This is a genomic window from Nioella sp. (assembly GCF_964229645.1).
Lineage (GTDB): Bacteria > Pseudomonadota > Alphaproteobacteria > Rhodobacterales > Rhodobacteraceae > Nioella.
This window is the reverse complement of sequence record NZ_CAXREX010000103.1, coordinates 22844-40193: the sequence shown is the minus strand read 5'-3', so window position 1 is coordinate 40193 and position 17350 is coordinate 22844. Positions and strand designations below refer to the sequence as shown.

Sequence of the window (17350 nt, the reverse complement as noted above, 5' to 3'; positions counted from 1 at the left end):
CGGCCTCGTCCTGCCCGCGCCGCTGCGCGCCGGGATCGACGCCGCCATGCCCGGGATCGAGCGCGATCATCAAGAGCGCCTCGTCCCGGCCCGGATCGGGCGCATCCACCACCGGAACGGGCGGTAGGCGCACGCCGGGCGGCACATGGGCCGCGGATTCGGCGAACTCGGCTGGAGACACAGGCGCAAGCGAGAGGCTGACCAGGGCAGTGCCGTTCACCTCGTCGGTGCGCAGCTCGGCGCGCGCGATGCAAAGGGGGGCCGAAAGCGACCGCACCATGCGCGACCAGCCGGCATCGCCGCGCCCCGTGGCCACGTCCGTGACAGAGGACGCTTCATCGAAGCCCTCGGGCAGGCCCGTCCAGGTCACTTCGCGGAAATCGACCACCAGCCGGGCGGGCGCATCCAGCACGAAGGCGCGGTAGGGCACCGCCTGGCTCAGCGCCAACGAAAGCTCGACCCCGCCGCCAGGACCATCGCGCAGGAAAGATCCCTCGCCCATCACCCGGGCCAGTGCGCGCAGATCCTGCGCGGCAACAGGCGGCGAAACCACCAGAAACATCAAGAAAACAAGGACTGCCCGGAACATCGGTCTGCCGCCGAAAGTGTATGTTCGGCCAACTTTAGCAGACCCCCTACCCGACCCCAAGCGCCGAGGCATGCCCAGTTCCATGAAATTGGTCAAAGCCTGCCTTATTCTTCCCGCAAATCCCCGGCACGATTCACCCTGTGCCACCCCAAACAGGGTTTTATGAGCGATGCTGCCCAAACCGAGCCTTCTGCAACATGTGATTTACCGGGTGTTCCGGCTGCGCAGGCTGATTGCGACCTCGGTTCTGATCGTCATGGCCGGTGCGGCCCTGTCGCTTGGCGTCTCGCCCCAGATCAGCTTTTTCGCCGACCCGGCGAACCTTCTGGTGCTGATGATCTGCTGGAGCGCAATCATCACCGGAAGTGCGATTGCCTTTCCGGCAGGCTGGATCGACGCGCTGACGGCCTCGATCGCCTTTGCGCTGCTGCTGGTGGCGACCCCTTATTTCCAGATCGCCCTGATGGCCGCGCCCTGGACGGGCGGCGGCATCAGCGAACGCCTGGCGGTCCTGCTGGTCTTCCTGGCCTGGTTCATGCTGTGGCTTCTGGTCATGGCGGTCTTCATCTGGGCGGGCCAGTCCCTGCCCTTCGGAAAGCGCCGCCATTACACCCGGCTGACCAGCGACCTGCCCCCCGACGACGTGCGTCGCGCGCTCTGCCCGCTGCCCGATACCACCGTAGGCGGGCGCGTTTGCGGGCCCGAGGGCGCAGACGGGTTCTTCAAGGTCAGTTACACGGTCGCCGATCCGGGCCAGCACAGTTTCGAGATCGTGAAGAAGGTCCAAAGCTACCGCTTCCGCGTCCTGCAGGAAGACCGCCACACCCGCCAGTCCGAGGCCATCCTGACCGTTGACGGACGCAAGACCCGGTCCGAGATGTTCGAGCGGTTGGAGCCCTCGGGCAAGGGCACCGTCTATCACCTCGTCGAGTTGCACGACCATTTCAACCTGCTGACGGCAATCGGCTTCTGGATCAACGATTTCGGGGCCGATCACGCCCGCGCCTACCTGGACGCCGCAACCGGGCGCGCCACCACGGCGATCTTCAGCCGCCCGGGTTGGTCACCCATCACCGCGGTCGCGCGCGCGCTCAGCCGCGCCGGGCAGTCATGAAGGCCTGAAGTCGGGCCAGCCCTTCCTCGATATCGGCGGTGCTGCGCGCATAGGAAAAGCGCAGCGTCGGTGCCCCCCGCACCGGGTCGAAGTCGAGCCCCGGCGTCACCGCAACCCCGGCCTCGCGCAGGATCTCGGCCGAAAAGGCCAGCGAGTCATCCGTATGCGCGGAGACATCCGCATAGACGTAGAAGGCCCCGTCGGCGGGCGCGACCTTGTCGAAGCCTGCCTTCGCCAGCCCCTCCAGCATCAGGCGCCGGTTGGCGGTGTAGACATCGCGATGCGCATCGAGCTCGGCCCGGCCCTCGGGGCTGAGTGCCCCAAGCGCGGCCACCTGTGCGGCATGGGGCGGGCAGATGAACATGTTCTGCGCCAGCCGCTCGACGATGCGCACATGATCGTCGGGCACCACCAGCCAGCCAAGCCGCCAGCCCGTCATCGAGAAATACTTGGAGAAGGAATTGACCACGTAGAGATCGTCGGACAGTTCCAGCGCCGACACCGCCCGGCCCTCGTATTGCAGGCCGTGATAGATCTCGTCCGAGATCATCGCCATGTTCCGCTCTGCGCAGGCCGTCACGAGCGCGCCAAGCGCGGATTTGTCCAGCATGGTGCCCGAAGGGTTCGCAGGCGAGGCCACGATCAGCCCGGCCATGTCGTCGGTCAGGTCCGTTGGCACCGGCTGAAAGCGGTTCGCCTCGGTCGTCTGGAAGCCCACCGGTTCCAGGCTCAGTGCCTTCAGAATCTGGCGATAGCTGGGATAGCCCGGCTCGCCCAGGCCCACCTTCTCGCCCGCATTGAAGAGCGCGGTGAAAGCCAGCAGGAAGGCCCCCGAAGCGCCCGACGTCAGCACGATCCGGCCCGGATCGAGATCGACATCGTACCATTCGCCGTAAAGCGCCGCGATGCCCGCGCGCAGGTCGGGCCGGCCAAGCGCGACCGTGTATCCGAGAGGCCCTTTCTCCATCTCGGCGGAAAGGCGCTTACGCGCCGCGAGGGGCGCGCCGCTGCCCGGCTGGCCCACTTCCATATGGATAATGTGGCGTCCGGCCTCTTCTGCGGCGCGGGCCTGCTCCATCACGTCCATCACGATAAAGGGATCGACCCCGGAGCGCCTTGAATATCGCATCTGCCTCTCCTTAAGCTGGCCAAGGTTGAACCAGCCACAGACAGGAAGGTCAATGTCCGTTCTCGCCCGCCTTGCGGCCCTTGTGTTTTTCATGCTGACCGCCGTGGCGGCGCAGGCCCAGTCCATCATCCGCGATGCCGAGATCGAGCGGGGATTGCAGGCACTGGCCGCCCCCATCCTGCGGGCGGCGGGCCTGCCCAACACGACGCGGATCATCGTGGTCGATGACGGATCGCTCAATGCCTTCGTGGTCGATTACAGCCATATCTTCATCCATTCGGGCCTGCTGATGCGGCTGGAGCGACCCGAAGAGGTGCAGGCCATCATCGCCCATGAGGCCGCCCATATCGCCAATGGCCATTTCACCCGCCGGGCCACCAATGTGGGCACCGCCAGCACCGTGGCGCGGATCGGGATGCTGCTTGGCGCGGCGGCCGGGATTGCCAGCGGTGATGCGGGCGCGGGGATCGGGCTGGCGACCGGGGCCATGTCCTCGGCGCAGCGGGTGCTCTTTGCCCATACCCGCGCCGAAGAAGCCAGCGCCGACACCGCCGCGATCCGCTACATGATCAGCGCGGGCGTCGACCCTTCCGCTATGGCGGACGTGCTGGAGATCTTCCGCGGACAGGAGGCCCTGTCTGCAAGCCGCCAGGACCCCTACATGCTGACCCATCCCCTGTCGCGAGAGCGGCTGCGCTCGGTCCGGGCCCTGATCACCGGAAACGAGGGCGGCGAGAGCGACAACACCACGATGTACTGGTTCCAGCGCTCGATCGGCAAGCTGACGGCCTTTCTGAGGGCCCCCTCGTGGACGCTGCGCCGGGTGGGCCGCAACGACAATTCCGAGATCGCGCGCATGCGCCGGGCAATCGCCTACATGCGCCAGCCCGATGACGAGCGCGCGCTGGCCGAGGTGAACGCCCTGATCCAGATGCGGCCCGAGGACCCCTATTACCACGAGCTGCGCGGCCAGATCCTCTACGAGGCGCGCCGCTACGGAAACGCCGTAGCCGCTTACGCGCGCGCGGTCGAACTGGCCCCGCGCGAGCCGCTGATCATGGCCGCCTACGGGCGCGCCCTGCTGGCGCTGGAATCTGCCGCCAGCAACAGCCAGGCGCTGGAGGTCCTGAGCCGCGCCCGGGCCCGCGACCCGTTCAACCCGCGCCTTCTGCGCGACCTGGCGCTGGCCCATGCCCGCCTGGGGCAGAACGGGCTGGCCTCGGCGGCCACTGCCGAACGCTACGCGCTGATCGGGCGCTTCGAAGATGCCCGTATCCACGCCACCCGCGCCTCGGGGCTGCTGCCCCAGGGCAGCCCGGGATGGCTCCGCGCACAGGATGTGCTATCTGTTGCTGAAACTGCCTTGAACCGGAGATGAGAATGAAACGATTTGCCCCCGCCTCGCTGGCGCTGGCCGCGGCCCTGACGGCCGCTCCCCTGGCCGCCGACGGGATCGGAGACATGACGGATGCCGAACGCGCGACCTTCCGTGCCGAGATCCGCGACTACCTGCTGCAAAACCCGGAGGTTCTGCTGGAGGCGATCGCCGTTCTGGAACAGCGGCAGGCGCAGGCCGAAACCATGCAGGACCAGGCCATGGTAATGGCCAATGCCGCCGCCCTGTTCGAAAGCGAGCATGACTGGGAAGGCGGCAACCCCGAGGGCGACATCGTGCTGGTGGAGTTCATGGACTACCGCTGTGGCTATTGCCGCCGGGCGCAGCCCGACGTGGAGCGCCTGATCTCGACCGATGGCAATATCCGCTACATCGTCAAGGAATTCCCGATCCTGGGCGACGAGTCGATCATGGCCTCGCGCTTCGCGATCTCTGCGCGCCAGAATATCGGCGACGATGCCTACGAGCTGCTGCACGTGGCGCTGATGCAGATGCGCGCCGACGTGACCGAGGACAGCCTGCGCCGCCTGGCCGAAAGCCTGGAACTGGATGCCGACGTGATCCTGGCGGGCATGAACGCGCCCGAGGTGGACGAGGTCATCGCTGCGAACCACGCGCTGGCGGGTATCCTGCAAATCAGCGGCACGCCCACCTTCGTGATGAACGACCAGATGCTGCGGGGCTACATGCCCTACGAGGGCATGGCCGCGCTGGCCGCTGAAATCCGCGCCCAGACCAACTGAGCAGGTCAGCACCACCCGAAACGAAAACCGCCCCGGGGACGACCCCGGGGCGGTTTTTCTTTTCCAGTCAGGGCGGTGTCAGACAGACCACCAGCCGCGCTTCTTGGGCTTGGGCTCTGCCGCGGGGGCCTCTTCTGCGACGGCCAGTTCCGGCTCGGGTTCCGCTTCGGGTTCCGCTTCGGGCTCTGCGGCCGGGGCTTCTGCCGCTTCCTCGGCCGGGGCTTCTGCCGCTTCCGGCTCGGCCGGGGCGACATCTGCGGGGGCCTCTTCGGCCACCTCGGCCGGTACCTCGGCCGGTGCCTCAGAAACCTCTGCCGGGGCCGCTTCAGCCTCCTGCTGAGGCGCGTCTGCTTCGGCCGGGTCTTCTTGCGAAGCCTCGGCAGGCGCTTCCGCCTCTACCGGGGCGTCCTCGGCGGGCTCGACCTTCTTCTTGCGGCGGGTGCGCGGTTTGCGCTTGGGCTTTTCCTCGGCCTCCGGCTCGGGCGCAGCCTCTTGCGGGGCGACCTCTGCCTCGGCGGGGGCCTCCGCAGGGGCGTCTGCCTCTGCCGGGGTTTCGGCCTCGTCAGCCCCCTCCTCGGCGGCCTCCTCCGCATTTACCTCGGTCTCGGACTCGCCTTCGGCCCCGTTTTCACCGCCCTTGCGACGACCACGCCCCCCACGCCGGCGACGGCGCTTCTTCTTGGGCTGATCGTCCTGCGGCGGGGTCTCGGCCTCGGCGGCAGCAGCTTCCTCGGCAGCCGCTTCCTCTTCGATGCTTTCCATCAACGCGCTGTCCATCGAGATGACGGGCGCGGCGGCCACGACCCGGCGGGTCGCGGTCTTGAATTTCTCGACCTTGTAATCGGGCGAGACCAGCATCGGATCGGCCTCGATCCGGATCGAAATGCCATAGCGCGCCTCGATCTCGGCCAGGTACTCACGCTTGACGTTCATGATGAAGTTGACGATGCCCACGGGCGCGGTCACCAGCACTTCGCGGCTGCGGCGGCGGGTGCCCTCTTCTTCCAGCTGGCGCAGGATCGACAGCGCCAGGCTGTCATCCGAGCGCACCAGCCCGGTGCCGTGGCAGGCATGACAGGGCTGAGTCGTGGCCTCCAGCATGCCCGGACGCAGACGCTGGCGGCTCATCTCCAGAAGGCCGAAGCCCGAGATGCGTCCCACCTGGATACGCGCCCGGTCGGTCTTGAGCTTGTCCTTGAGGCGCTTGTCGACCGAGGCGTTGTTACGCCGCTCGTCCATGTCGATGAAGTCGATCACGATGAGGCCCGCAAGGTCGCGCAGGCGCAGTTGGCGGGCCACTTCCTCGGCCGCTTCCAGGTTGGTCTTGAGCGCGGTTTCCTCGATCGAGCCTTCCTTGGTGGCCCGGCCCGAGTTCACGTCGATCGCCACCAGCGCCTCGGTCACGCCAATCACGATGTAGCCGCCCGACTTGAGCTGCACCACCGGGTTAAACATGTCGGCAAGGTAGCCTTCGACCTGGTAGCGCGCGAAGAGCGGCATCGGATCGGTGTAATGCTTCACGTTCTTGGCATGGGACGGCATGATCATTTTCATGAAGTCCTTGGCATGCCGGTAGCCCAGGTCGCCCTCGACCAGCACCTCGTCGATATCGCGATTGTAGAGGTCGCGGATCGAACGGTGGATCAGGTCGCCTTCCTGGTAGATCGGCGCAGGCGCGACCGATTTCAGCGTCAGGTCGCGGATCTGTTCCCACTGGCGCTGCAGGTATTCGTAGTCGCGCTTGATCTCGGACTTGGTGCGCTTGGCGCCTGCGGTCCGCACGATCAGCCCCGCGCCCTGCGGCACGTCAAGCGACACGGCGATTTCCTTGAGCTTCTTGCGATCGACCGCATTGGTGATCTTGCGGCTGATCCCGCCGCCACGCGCGGTGTTGGGCATCAGAACGCAGTAGCGACCCGCCAGCGACAGATAGGTGGTCAGCGCCGCACCCTTGTTGCCACGCTCTTCCTTGACGACCTGCACCAGCATGATCTGGCGCACCTTGACCACTTCCTGGATCTTGTAGCGGCGCGGGCGCGGCTTGCGCACGGGCCGGATGTCTTCCTGGTCGTCGTCATCGGAGACGGTCGAGATATCGGGGTCGACATCGGCAGCGTCAGGCTTGGGCGTGTCGCCCTCGTCCTCGTCGTCGCCGTCAGCCTCGGTGTCTTCGGCGGCGTCTTCGCCGCTGTCATCTTCCTGCTCTGCGTCGTCGGCACCCGCTTCGGCTGCGGCCTCGTGGACCTCGTCTTCAGCCTGTGCAGCGGGGGTGTCCGCTTCGGCCGGGTCTGCCTCGGCCACCGGCTCCGCCGGTTCGTCCGCGACGGGTTCGGCCGTGCCGGTCTCGCCCACCAGGGTCGAGGCATCATCCTCCTCGTCGAGATCGACCACATCCATGCCAGAGGGACCGCTGCGCTCCACATCGCCCTTGGTGACCGCGTCCGAGCGGCTGTCGGCGGCCTGGGTTTCGCCCCCATTCGACGGTTTGCGGCGGCGACGGCGCGACCGCTTGGGCTTGTTCTCGGCATCCGCCTCGGCCTCGGCCTGGGCGCGCGCATATTCCTGCTCCTCGGCCAGCAGCGCCTCGCGGTCCGCCGTCGGGATCTGGTAGTAATCGGGGTGGATTTCCGAAAAGGCCAGGAAGCCATGGCGGTTTCCGCCATAGTCCACGAAGGCCGCCTGCAGCGAGGGTTCGACCCGCGTGACCTTCGCCAGATATATGTTTCCTGCAAGTTGCCGCTTGTTCAGCGACTCGAAATCGAATTCCTCGACCTTGTTTCCGTCGGCCACGACAACGCGGGTTTCCTCCGCGTGCGTGGCGTCGATGAGCATCTTCTTTGCCATGTGATCCTAGCAAACGACCTCGCGCCGACTATCCCCGGGGGGGCGCCGTCGATGAAGCCGTGTTGTCCTGAAAGGGCGACGTGGGCGGCGCATCCGGACGGGGCAAGACCGATCGTCCTGCCGTGCCGCCCCTCTGATCTGCGCTCGCGTTGCATCGCGGTTTGTCTCCGATGGCAAGGCCCTGACAGGCCTGCCACCCGTTCTTCAGCCCGAAACCCGGGCAATTCATGTGGAGGAGCCGCGTCGGCTCCGGTGACCTTTCCGAAATCCGCGCCGCCATGAAATCGCGCGCCGGAAGTCGGTCAGAGAAACTGTTCGCAAGGCCCAGAAAACTCACGGACCCGCAGTTGTGACATTAAGGGCACTTCACGGGGGATTACAATGGCAATTCGTCACCCGGCGGTTGCAAAATCCGCTGGCCCGGCGGGTGCCGCCCCGCCCGGACAAACACCTCTTCCCCTTCATTGTTCTTAAAAATATCCCCGCCGGAGGCTCCCGCCCCGGCCAGCATCGCACCGGCCATGTCAGCCCCTGCCCGGGCCACGCGCGCCCAAGCGCCGGACGAGGCTGCCCCCCGTTTCGGGGGGCGGTCGAGACCGGCGCTCCCCGGGTCCGCCGACACCGTCGGCGGAGCCTTCACAGATAGTCGGACCGGCTCAGCCCGTATTTGGCCATCTTCTCGTTGAGAGTCCGGCGCGGCAGGCACAGCTCCTCCATCACGCTGGCGATAGATCCGCGATGGCGGCGCATGGTGTTGTCGATCAGCATCCGCTCGAAAGCCTCCACGTATTCCTTGAGAGGCTTGCCCTCGCCCATGGCCTGCGTGGTCACCTCGTCGCCATCGCTCATCAGGAGCGAGGCGATAGAGCCCGAACCGCGCCGCTGTTGCAGGATCGCGCGCTCGGCGATGTTGATCAGCGGGCGTACGTTGCCGGGCCAGGGCGCCTGTAGCAGCTGCGCGGCCTCCTGTGCCGTCACCTGCGGCGCGTCGGTGCCGTATTCCTCGGCGAATTGTTCTCCGAACCGGTTGAACAGCGTCAGGATATCCTCGCCACGCGCGCGCAGCGGCGGCAGGTCGATGCGCATGGCGGCCAGCCTGTAGAAAAGGTCAGGGCGCAGCGCCTGTTCGCAGCCGGTCTCCGGGTCCGAGGCGTTGCAGATCGCCACGATCCGCGTTTCGGCGGGCGTGCCCATGTCCTCGATGGTTTTCAGAAGCCGCGCCTGCAGGGGCTGGGCCAGCGCCTCGACCCCTTCCAGCAGCAGAGAACCGCCGCGCGCCTGCTCGACCAGCGGCAGGTCCTGCCCCTCGCCCACGGGGCCAAAGAGCATCGCGCCAAGCGTCGTTTCGTCATGTGCCGCGCAGGCGACCGAGACGAGCGGCTTGCCCGCGCGCGGGCCCACGGCGTGCAGCGCATGGGCCACCAGCGTCTTGCCGGTCCCGGTCTCGCCGGTAATCAGCACATGCCCGTCCGCCTGGCCGAGATCGAGAATATCCTCGCGCAGGCGCTCCATCACCGGTGACGAGCCGATCAGCTTGCGCATCAGCACCGTGCCATCGCTGAGCTCGCGCCGCAGGGCGCGGTTGTCCAGCGTCAGCCGCCGGGTCTGGCCCGCCCGCTTGGCCAGTTCCGTCATCCGGTCCGGGTTGAAGGGCTTTTCAATGAAGTCATAAGCCCCGATCCGCATCGCCTCGACCGCCATCGGCACGTCGCCATGGCCGGTGATCATGATCACCGGCAGGCTGCTGTCCATGCCCATCAGGCGCTTGAGAAAGGCCATGCCATCCATGCCCGGCATCTTGATGTCGGACACCACGACGCCGGGGAAATCCGGCCCGATCGACTTCAGCGCCTCTTCGGCGCTGGCATAGGTTTCCGTCTGGAACCCCGACAGCGCCAGCCACTGGCTGATCGACTGGCGCATGTCCTGTTCGTCGTCAACGATCGCAATCCGCATCTCTCAAATCCTCAATCCATTACTCGGCGGCGGCGCTGCCCTGGTCGGGCTTGGGCAGGCGCACCTCGAACACGGCCCCGCCCCGGCTGGAATTGCGCGCGGTCAGCCGCCCGCCCAGGTCCTTGACGATGCCGGACGAAATGGCGAGCCCAAGGCCCACCCCGTCGCCGGGTTTCTTTGTCGTGTAGAATGGCTCGAACAAAGCGTCGAGATCGTCAATGCCCCGCCCGTTGTCGCGCACGGTCAGCACCACCTCGTCGCCCTCGGCAACGATCAGGTCCAGCTCGCGCCGCTCTTCGCCCTTCATCGCGTCGAGCGCGTTCCTGAGCAGGTTGATGATCACCTGTTCCAGCCGCAGCCGGTCGGCCATCACCATCACCGGCTCACGCGGCAGGCTCTGGGTGATCTCGACGGTCATCTGGCGCAGCTGCGGTTCCATCATGGTCAGGGCCGAGGCCAGCGCGTCGCGCATATCGACCAGCTGAAAGGCCTCTCCGCCCTTCCTGGCATAGGATTTCAGCTGCCGCGTGATCGCGCCCATGCGCTCGATCAGGTCGTCGATCCGCTGGAAAGAGGACAGCGCCTCTTCGGTCCGGCGGCGTTGCAGCAGCAGCTTGGCCCCCGCCAGGTAGGTCTTCATCGCGGCAAGCGGCTGGTTCAGCTCGTGGCTGACGGCCGCCGACATCTCGCCCAGGGCCGCAAGCTTGGAGCTTTGCGCAAGGCTCTGCTCGGCCTCTTCGAGGTTGCGTTCGACCTTCTGACGCTCGGCGATTTCCCGCTGCAGGCGATCATTCAACCGGCGAAGCTCCGCCGACTCGCGTTGCAGCACCACCGATTGAAGCCGGGCACGTCGGCTGAGCAGGTAGAAGGCCGCCGCCAGGAAGAGAGCGAATCCCATGATCTCCAGCGCCAGCACACCGTTCACCCGTTCGCGCACCGAGCCATAGGCGGTGTAGGACACCAGCATCCAGCCTCGGAACGGAATGCGCGATTCCAGCCTGAGGGTGGAGTCACCGCTGAAATAGGGCCCCGGATTGGCAAAGGCCCAGTCCCCCGCCGCCTCGATGGCGCGTTCGATGGCGCTGTCGGGCGGCTCCAGCGCGATGGCCTCTTCCTCGCTGCGCCCGCGCCAGCGCGGTTCGGTCGACAGGATGATCCGGCCCTCCGAACTGGCCACGAAAACCGCCTCCGACGTGCCGCGCCAACGGTCGGCCAGCCGCCCCAGGTCCACCCGCACGAGGATCACGCCAAGCAGCAGCTGGTCGTCGTCAATGCGCCGCGAGAAAGTGAAATCGAACGCGCCGGTGTCGAGTTCCGTGGCGTTGAAAACCGTATCATTGGTGCGCAGGGCATCAACGAAAAAAGGCTGATTGCGGTAAAGCTCGCCAATCTCGTGGCGGTCGGTCGCCGCCACCACACGCCCGTCGCGGTTGAGCAGAACAATCGACGCGGCACCGATCTCCTCGCGATAGGAAATCAGCCGCTGCGAGGTGGTCGAGAAATCCGCGACCGACAGCGCACGCACCAGGGTTGGGTCGCGCGACAGCAAAAGCGGCACGACCGAATTGCGCTGAAGCTCCGAGATGATGGAACCCGAATAGAGCGCCAGGCGCAGTTCGGCCCGGTTGCGGGTGGTTTCGGTGAAGCGATCCGTCAGCCAGATGTTCGACACCCAGACCACGCCGCCCGCCACGATGAGGAACAACACCAGAAGGCCGCGCATCATCCATGCGCGGCGTCCGGCCGGTCCCCTCAGGGCCACCTCGGAGCGGGAAGAGCTCTTCATGCTGTAAATCTAAGGGCTTGGAGGGCGCCGCTCAAGCCTGTCAGGCGGCGACCAATGCCTGGCTCAGCCCGGTGAACATGGCCCAGCCATCGGTGCCGCCATGCTCGGCGTCGATCACCCGCTCGGGATGGGGCATCATGCCAAGCACGCGGCGGTTCTCGGACAGGACGCCCGCGATGTCCTGGACCGAGCCATTGGGATTGCCCACGTAGCGGAAGGCCACGCGATCCTGGTCGGTCAGCGCGGCCAGCCCTTCGGCGTCGATCACGTAATTGCCGTCATGATGGGCCAGCGGAATGCCGATCTCCTGGCCCTTGGCATAGCCCTGGGTGAAGACGCTGTCAGCGGTCTCGACCCGCAGGGTCTGCATGCGGCAGATGAACTTGAGCCCCGCATTGCGCATCAGCGCGCCGGGCAGCAGCCCGGTTTCGCACAGCACCTGGAAGCCGTTGCAGATCCCGAGCGCATAGCCACCCCGGTTCACATGCGCCGCCACCGCCTTCATCACCGGCGACTGGCCGGCGATCGCGCCACAGCGCAGGTAGTCGCCGAAAGAGAAGCCACCGGGAATACCGACGATATCGACGCCATCGGGCAGGCCCTGGTCCTTGTGCCAGACCATGTCCACCGAGAAGCCGGCCTTGCGGAAGGCGACGGCCAGGTCGCGGTCGCAGTTGGAGCCGGGGAAGACGATGACGGCGGCTTTCATGGGGACACCTTTCCTTGGGGCTTTCGGGCTGTCGCCTGCCCCTTAACGCAAAAGCAAAAGGGCGGAAAGAGGCTCTTCGCCGCGCCGCCCGGTGATCGGCTTGGCAAATAGTTTCTCGTTTTCTCGAAAGTGATCTGTTAACCTTTGTTAACAAATCTTCACGACCCGCAGGAACGCGGGCGACGAGCAGGCATGGATCATGGCAGAGCTTTCTCTCTGGGCGCGCGGCGACAGTTCGAGTGCGAACAACGCCTCGATCAATTCCGAGAACACCAACAAGACGCCCACGACCGAGCTGACCTTCACCTCGGGCACGTCGGGCAATCTGGAGCTGGACTATAACGACGGCGGCGAAGACCTTGATACTCAAGTCATTATCGACAATGTGACCTATAGTTTCACTGTCGATTTCTCGGGCTACATGCCCTACAGCACTGCGCTTAGCGATGTCGCGGGAACCGATGTGCGCGGGGCCGAGGTGGTGGTCATCACGGTCGAAACCGGGCAGCGCTACTACTTCCTGACCGATGGCTCGGGCACGTTCGAGGTGATGGACAACATGCCCAACGGGGCCATTCCCATCGACGCCCTCAGCACCACCGGACCCATCCTTTTGTGCTTTGCCGCCGGGGCGATGATTGCGACGCCGCTTGGGGAACGCCCCGTCGAGGCCCTGGCCGAAGGCGAATATGTGCGCCTTGCAGATGGTCGCGACGCGCCGATCCGCTGGATCGGGTCGCGCCATGTCAGCGGCTCGGAACTGGCGCTTTATCCCAACCTGCGTCCCATCGTGGTGCCCGCCCACAGCTTCGGCCCTGACAGCCCCCATAGCGATCTGCGCCTGTCGCGCCAGCACCGGGTGCTGGTCGAAGGCTGGGAGGTGGAACTCAATTTCGGCACCGATCGCATCCTGGTGCCCATCGGGCATCTCGTGGGCGACCGCATCCACGTGGATCACCGCTGCGACGAGGTCACCTATTACCACGTGCTTCTGGACAGCCACGACATCCTGCTGGCCAACGGCCTGCCAAGCGAAAGCTTCCTGCCGGGCGGGCATGCTGTCGAAGGATTGGACGAGGCCACGCGGGCCGAACTGATGCAGCTCTTCCCAGAGCTTTGCGACCCCGACGCAGCACGCATGACCGATGCCGCCGACAGCCTCAACCGTCGCCAGGCCGCCGTTCTGCAGATTGCGGGATAGGCCCTAGCGGGTGAAATCGGTGATGACGGCCACGCCCGGCGGCGTCGGCCCGTCGAAAGCGGCCAGTTCGACACTGGCCTCGGACAGCGACACCCGCCGCGCGATCATCGGCGACAGGTCCAGCGCGCCGCTCTCGATCAGCGACAGAAGCGACGGATAGCGCCAGGAAGGCATGCCCCGCGTGCCGTAGATGGCCAGTTGGCCGGAATAGACAACATCCCAGGGCAGCGACATGGTCACATGCTCGCCTGCGGGCATGCCAACCTGCACCATCCGGCCCAGTTTCCGAAGCGATTTCATGGCGTTGACGGTCGTCACCTCGAAGCCGAGCGCCTCGACCGCCAGGTCCGCCCCGCCCCCGGTGATGTCCCGGATCGCGCCCACGGGATCCGCGCCCGCTGCGTTCACGGCGGCATCAACGCCAAGCGACAGCGCGAAATCGAGCTTTTCCTGCACCACGTCGGCCACGACCACCCGCGCGCCAAGCGCCTTGCCGATGAGGGCCGCGGCAAGGCCAATCCCGCCAGCCCCCCAGATTGCCAGCCACTCGCCCCCGCGCAGGGCCGCGCGTCCCGTCAGCGCGTGCCAGGCCGTCGTCACGCGACAGCCAAGCGCCGCCGCCAGCGCCGGGTCCATCCCCTCTGGCAGACGGGCCAGGTTGGCATCGGCCCGTGCCACCGCCACGCGCTCGGCGAAAGCCCCCGGCGCGGTGAAGCCCGGAATGATCTGGGTGGAACAGATGGTCTGGTGTCCGGCCCGGCAGTCCGGGCAGGTGCCACAGGCCAGGATGAACGGCGCGATTACCCGGTCGCCCACGCGCCACTGGGTGACGTCCCGGCCCACCTCGCGCACGACGCCGCAATATTCATGGCCCGGGATCTGCGGCAATGGCACATCGGGTTCGTTGCCGCCCCACAGGTGCCAGTCCGACCGGCACACGCCGCAGGCCAGCACGTCGAGCACCACGCCATCGGCCGGGCAATCGGGATCGGGCAGATCGGTGATCTGCAAGGCCGTGCGGGGCTGAACCAGCAGCGCGGCCTTCATCGGTTTAGCCCATCGAGATCGAGTAGCTCTCGATCACCGTGTTGGCGAGCAGCTTCTCGCACATGGCCCTGACCGTTTCCTCGCTGGTGCCATCGGCCAGGTCCAGCTCGATCACCTTGCCCTGGCGCACGCCCTCGACCCCGTCGAAGCCCAGTGCCCCAAGCGCGTGGCGCACGGCCTCGCCCTGCGGGTCCAGAACGCCCTGTTTCAGCATCACGGTCACGGTGGCGCGCATGTCAGCCCTCTTCGTCTCGGTCGTTGTGCGGTTCCCGCCCCGGCCAGCGCGGCCGGGACCGGTGGTTCAGTTGATCAGCGTGGGCTTGGACGGCCCCGGCTGCGCCGGCATGAGCCCCAGGCGGCGGGCCACCTCGGAATAGGCATCGGTCAGGCTGCCCAGGTCGCGTCGGAAAACGTCCTTGTCCAGCTTCTGGCCGGTCTCGATATCCCAAAGGCGGCAGCTGTCGGGGCTGATCTCATCGGCCACGATCAGCCGCATGTAATCACCGTCCCAGATCCGGCCGATCTCGATCTTGAAATCCACCAGCCGGATGCCGACGCCCATCATCACGCCCGACAGGAAGTCATTGACGCGCAGCGCCAGCGCCACGATGTCATCGAGGTCCTGCTGCGAGGCCCATCCGAAGGCGATGATATATTCCTCGGGCACCAGCGGGTCGCCCAGGTCGTCGTTCTTGTAGGAGAATTCAACGATGGGGCGCGGCAGTTGCGTGCCCTCTTCCAGCCCGAGCCGCTTGGCCATCGACCCGGCGGCATAGTTGCGCACGATCACTTCCAGCGGCACGATCTCCACGGCGCGGATCAGCTGCTCGCGCATGTTGATGCGGCGGATGAAATGGGTGGGCACGCCAATGGCATTGAGCCCGTTCATGAAGAATTCCGACAGGCGGTTGTTCAGAACGCCCTTGCCTTCGATCGTGGCCTTCTTCTCGGCGTTGAAGGCGGTGGCATCGTCCTTGAAATACTGCACCAGCGTCCCCGGCTCGGGGCCTTCGTACAGGATCTTGGCCTTGCCTTCGTAGATCTTCTTGCGCCGTGCCATGGGTGATGTCTCCGAATCCGTGATCGGGCGCCCGGGCGCCGTTTGGGGGCGTATACGCCCACGGCGCGGGAAAGGGAAGCGGCGGCAACCGCCCCCCGGTCAATTGGGCGCAGAGTGCCGGATCGCGTGCATTGGCAGGCCCCGGCCCCTGCATGCGGCAGATTCTGCCCTTGTGCCCCGCCCCCTCGGGGGCCTATTTGAAAGGCAACAGACCTATCCGAGTCAGGAGAGCACAAGATGACCACCTTCGACGATCGCGAACACGCCTTCGAAGCCAAATTCGCCCATGACGCCGAGATGGTGTTCCGCGCCGAAGCCCGCCGCAACAAGCTGGTGGGTCTCTGGGCGGCCGAGATCCTGGGCAAGACCGGCGCCGATGCCGATGCCTACGCCATCGAAGTGGTGAAGTCCGATTTCGAGGAAGCCGGCCACGAGGACGTGGTGCGCAAGGTTGCCGCCGACCTGGACGGAAAGGCCACCGCCGACGAAATCCGCGCCAAGATGGCCGAACTTCTGGTCGTGGCCAAGGAACAGCTGGTCAAGGAAGCCTGACCACACGACCGGGACACGGAACTTTGGGGGGCTGTCCGCGATCGTGCCGGGCGGCCCCCTTTCCATTCCCGCTCCTATTCAAACGCGGCTCATGATCTTCATGCGGATTATGCAGTTGCCTCATTCAGCCCGCAGGGCCACAAGGTCCCCCGTGCACAATCGAAAGACCACCCGATGACCAACCTCCTGTCCAAGCTCCTGTCCGAACGTGACTGGCTGATGGCCGATGGCGCCACCGGCACAACGCTGTTCAACATGGGGCTGTCCTCTGGCGATGCGCCGGAGCTGTGGAATGCCGACCACCCCGACCGGATCGCCAAGCTCTACCAGGGCGCGGTCGATGCGGGCTCCGATATCTTCCTGACCAACTCCTTCGGTGGCACCCGTGCCCGGTTGAAACTGCACGACGCGCAGGACCGTGCCTTCGAGCTGTCGAAACTTGCCGCCGAGATCGGGCGGGATGTGGCCGACAAGGCAGGCCGCCCTGTGGTGGTGGCCGGCTCCATGGGGCCGACCGGCGAGATCATGGAACCGATGGGCAGCCTGACCCATGCCAGCGCCGTCGAGATGTTCCATGAACAGGCCGAGGGCTTGAAGGCCGGCGGGGCCGATGTGCTCTGGGTCGAGACGATTTCGGCCGCCGAGGACTTCAAGGCCGCCGCCGAGGCGGCCAATCTGGCCGGCATGCCCTGGTGCGGCACCATGAGCTTCGACACCGCCGGACGCACCATGATGGGCTTTACTTCCGCCGATCTCGCCGCACTGGCCGACCGGCTCGACCCCGCCCCGGTGGCCTTCGGCGCCAATTGCGGCGTCGGCGCGTCCGACCTTCTGCGCACGGTTCTGGGCTTCCGCGCCTCGGGAACCGAGATCCCCTTCATCGCCAAGGGCAATGCGGGCATTCCCAAATATGTCGATGGTCATATCCACTATGACGGCACGCCCGAACTGATGGCGCGCTACGCGGTCATGGCGCGCGACGCGGGGGCACGCATCATCGGCGGCTGCTGCGGCACCCAGACCGTGCACCTCGCCGCCATGAAAAAGGCGCTTGAGGAAACCCCGCCGGGTCCCGCGCCCACGCTCGAAGAGATCGCGGCCCAGATCGGCGGCTTCTCCTCTGACAGCGACGGCACCGGCGAAGGTGCTCCGGCCCCGCGCCGCACGCGCCGCCGCACCCGCGGCTGATATCGATGGCAGCGCCCGACCAAGGCTCCGGCGACC

General features: G+C 66.3%; 16 protein-coding genes. 6 read left to right on the top strand and 10 right to left on the bottom strand.

Annotation, left to right across the window (positions count from 1 at the left end; all coding sequences use genetic code 11):
- Nucleotides 1-589: AMIN domain-containing protein (locus tag ACEQXV_RS07200; RefSeq protein WP_372525416.1), on the bottom strand; the 589-nt coding region annotated here is incomplete at its 3' end.
- A 169-nt stretch (nucleotides 590-758) separates the two neighbouring features.
- On the opposite strand from ACEQXV_RS07200, the gene ACEQXV_RS07195 reads away from it, so the two are divergent.
- Nucleotides 759-1703 (top strand): hypothetical protein, encoded by a 945-nt coding sequence (locus ACEQXV_RS07195; protein ID WP_370254595.1) that lies wholly within the window; start codon nucleotides 759-761, stop codon nucleotides 1701-1703.
- On the opposite strand, the gene ACEQXV_RS07190 is transcribed toward ACEQXV_RS07195, so the two are convergent.
- Nucleotides 1681-2832 (bottom strand): pyridoxal phosphate-dependent aminotransferase, encoded by a 1152-nt coding sequence (locus ACEQXV_RS07190; RefSeq protein WP_370268509.1) that lies wholly within the window; start codon nucleotides 2830-2832, stop codon nucleotides 1681-1683. The genes ACEQXV_RS07195 and ACEQXV_RS07190 overlap by 23 nt on opposite strands.
- Nucleotides 2833-2884: 52 nt before the next feature.
- Here ACEQXV_RS07190 and ACEQXV_RS07185 point away from each other — a divergent pair, with 52 nt between their 5' ends.
- Together ACEQXV_RS07185 and ACEQXV_RS07180 are read left to right on the top strand one after the other, a co-directional pair.
- Entirely contained in the window at nucleotides 2885-4210 is a 1326-nt protein-coding gene (locus tag ACEQXV_RS07185; RefSeq protein ID WP_370268507.1) for a M48 family metalloprotease, read from the top strand.
- 2 nt (nucleotides 4211-4212) lie between these two features.
- Nucleotides 4213-4971, top strand: a complete 759-nt coding sequence (locus tag ACEQXV_RS07180) for a DsbA family protein (protein WP_370254591.1) — start codon at nucleotides 4213-4215, stop codon at nucleotides 4969-4971.
- A 78-nt stretch (nucleotides 4972-5049) separates the two neighbouring features.
- On the opposite strand, the gene ACEQXV_RS07175 is transcribed toward ACEQXV_RS07180, so the two are convergent.
- From ACEQXV_RS07175 to purQ, 5 genes are all read right to left on the bottom strand, one after another.
- Nucleotides 5050-7815 carry a ribonuclease E/G gene (locus ACEQXV_RS07175; RefSeq protein WP_370268506.1) on the bottom strand — a complete coding sequence of 922 codons (2766 nt, stop codon included), beginning with the start codon at nucleotides 7813-7815 and terminating at the stop codon, nucleotides 5050-5052.
- 376 nt (nucleotides 7816-8191) lie between these two features.
- Nucleotides 8192-8338 (bottom strand): hypothetical protein, encoded by a 147-nt coding sequence (locus ACEQXV_RS07170; protein WP_370268504.1) that lies wholly within the window; start codon nucleotides 8336-8338, stop codon nucleotides 8192-8194.
- Between the two features lie 113 nt (nucleotides 8339-8451).
- The gene (locus tag ACEQXV_RS07165; protein WP_370268503.1) at nucleotides 8452-9771 is read right to left on the bottom strand and encodes a sigma-54-dependent transcriptional regulator; all 1320 of its coding nucleotides are present in this window, start codon (nucleotides 9769-9771) and stop codon (nucleotides 8452-8454) included.
- Nucleotides 9772-9790: 19 nt separating this feature from the next.
- A complete protein-coding gene (locus ACEQXV_RS07160; protein ID WP_370268511.1) occupies nucleotides 9791-11497 on the bottom strand; it encodes an ATP-binding protein in 1707 nt (568 codons plus the stop codon).
- Between the two features lie 100 nt (nucleotides 11498-11597).
- Nucleotides 11598-12266: a phosphoribosylformylglycinamidine synthase subunit PurQ gene (gene purQ, locus ACEQXV_RS07155; protein ID WP_370254856.1), complete on the bottom strand. Its 669-nt coding sequence runs from the start codon at nucleotides 12264-12266 to the stop codon at nucleotides 11598-11600.
- 199 nt (nucleotides 12267-12465) lie between these two features.
- On the opposite strand from purQ, the gene ACEQXV_RS07150 reads away from it, so the two are divergent.
- Nucleotides 12466-13467, top strand: coding sequence for a Hint domain-containing protein (locus ACEQXV_RS07150; RefSeq protein ID WP_370254853.1), 1002 nt, complete (start codon nucleotides 12466-12468; stop codon nucleotides 13465-13467).
- Nucleotides 13468-13470: 3 nt separating this feature from the next.
- On the opposite strand, the gene ACEQXV_RS07145 is transcribed toward ACEQXV_RS07150, so the two are convergent.
- From ACEQXV_RS07145 to purC, 3 genes are all read right to left on the bottom strand, one after another.
- Nucleotides 13471-14514, bottom strand: coding sequence for an alcohol dehydrogenase catalytic domain-containing protein (locus ACEQXV_RS07145; RefSeq protein ID WP_370268502.1), 1044 nt, complete (start codon nucleotides 14512-14514; stop codon nucleotides 13471-13473).
- Nucleotides 14515-14518: 4 nt separating this feature from the next.
- Nucleotides 14519-14749, bottom strand: a complete 231-nt coding sequence (gene purS / locus ACEQXV_RS07140; protein WP_370254850.1) for a phosphoribosylformylglycinamidine synthase subunit PurS — start codon at nucleotides 14747-14749, stop codon at nucleotides 14519-14521.
- A 66-nt stretch (nucleotides 14750-14815) separates the two neighbouring features.
- Complete coding sequence (gene purC, locus ACEQXV_RS07135) at nucleotides 14816-15574, bottom strand: phosphoribosylaminoimidazolesuccinocarboxamide synthase (RefSeq protein ID WP_370254848.1); 759 nt, start codon at nucleotides 15572-15574, stop codon at nucleotides 14816-14818.
- Nucleotides 15575-15811: 237 nt separating this feature from the next.
- Here purC and ACEQXV_RS07130 point away from each other — a divergent pair, with 237 nt between their 5' ends.
- Together ACEQXV_RS07130 and bmt are read left to right on the top strand one after the other, a co-directional pair.
- Nucleotides 15812-16126: a DUF1476 domain-containing protein gene (locus ACEQXV_RS07130; RefSeq protein WP_370254846.1), complete on the top strand. Its 315-nt coding sequence runs from the start codon at nucleotides 15812-15814 to the stop codon at nucleotides 16124-16126.
- 174 nt (nucleotides 16127-16300) lie between these two features.
- Nucleotides 16301-17314 (top strand): betaine--homocysteine S-methyltransferase, encoded by a 1014-nt coding sequence (bmt, locus tag ACEQXV_RS07125; RefSeq protein ID WP_370268500.1) that lies wholly within the window; start codon nucleotides 16301-16303, stop codon nucleotides 17312-17314.
- The last annotated feature ends 36 nt before the right edge of the window (nucleotides 17315-17350 follow it).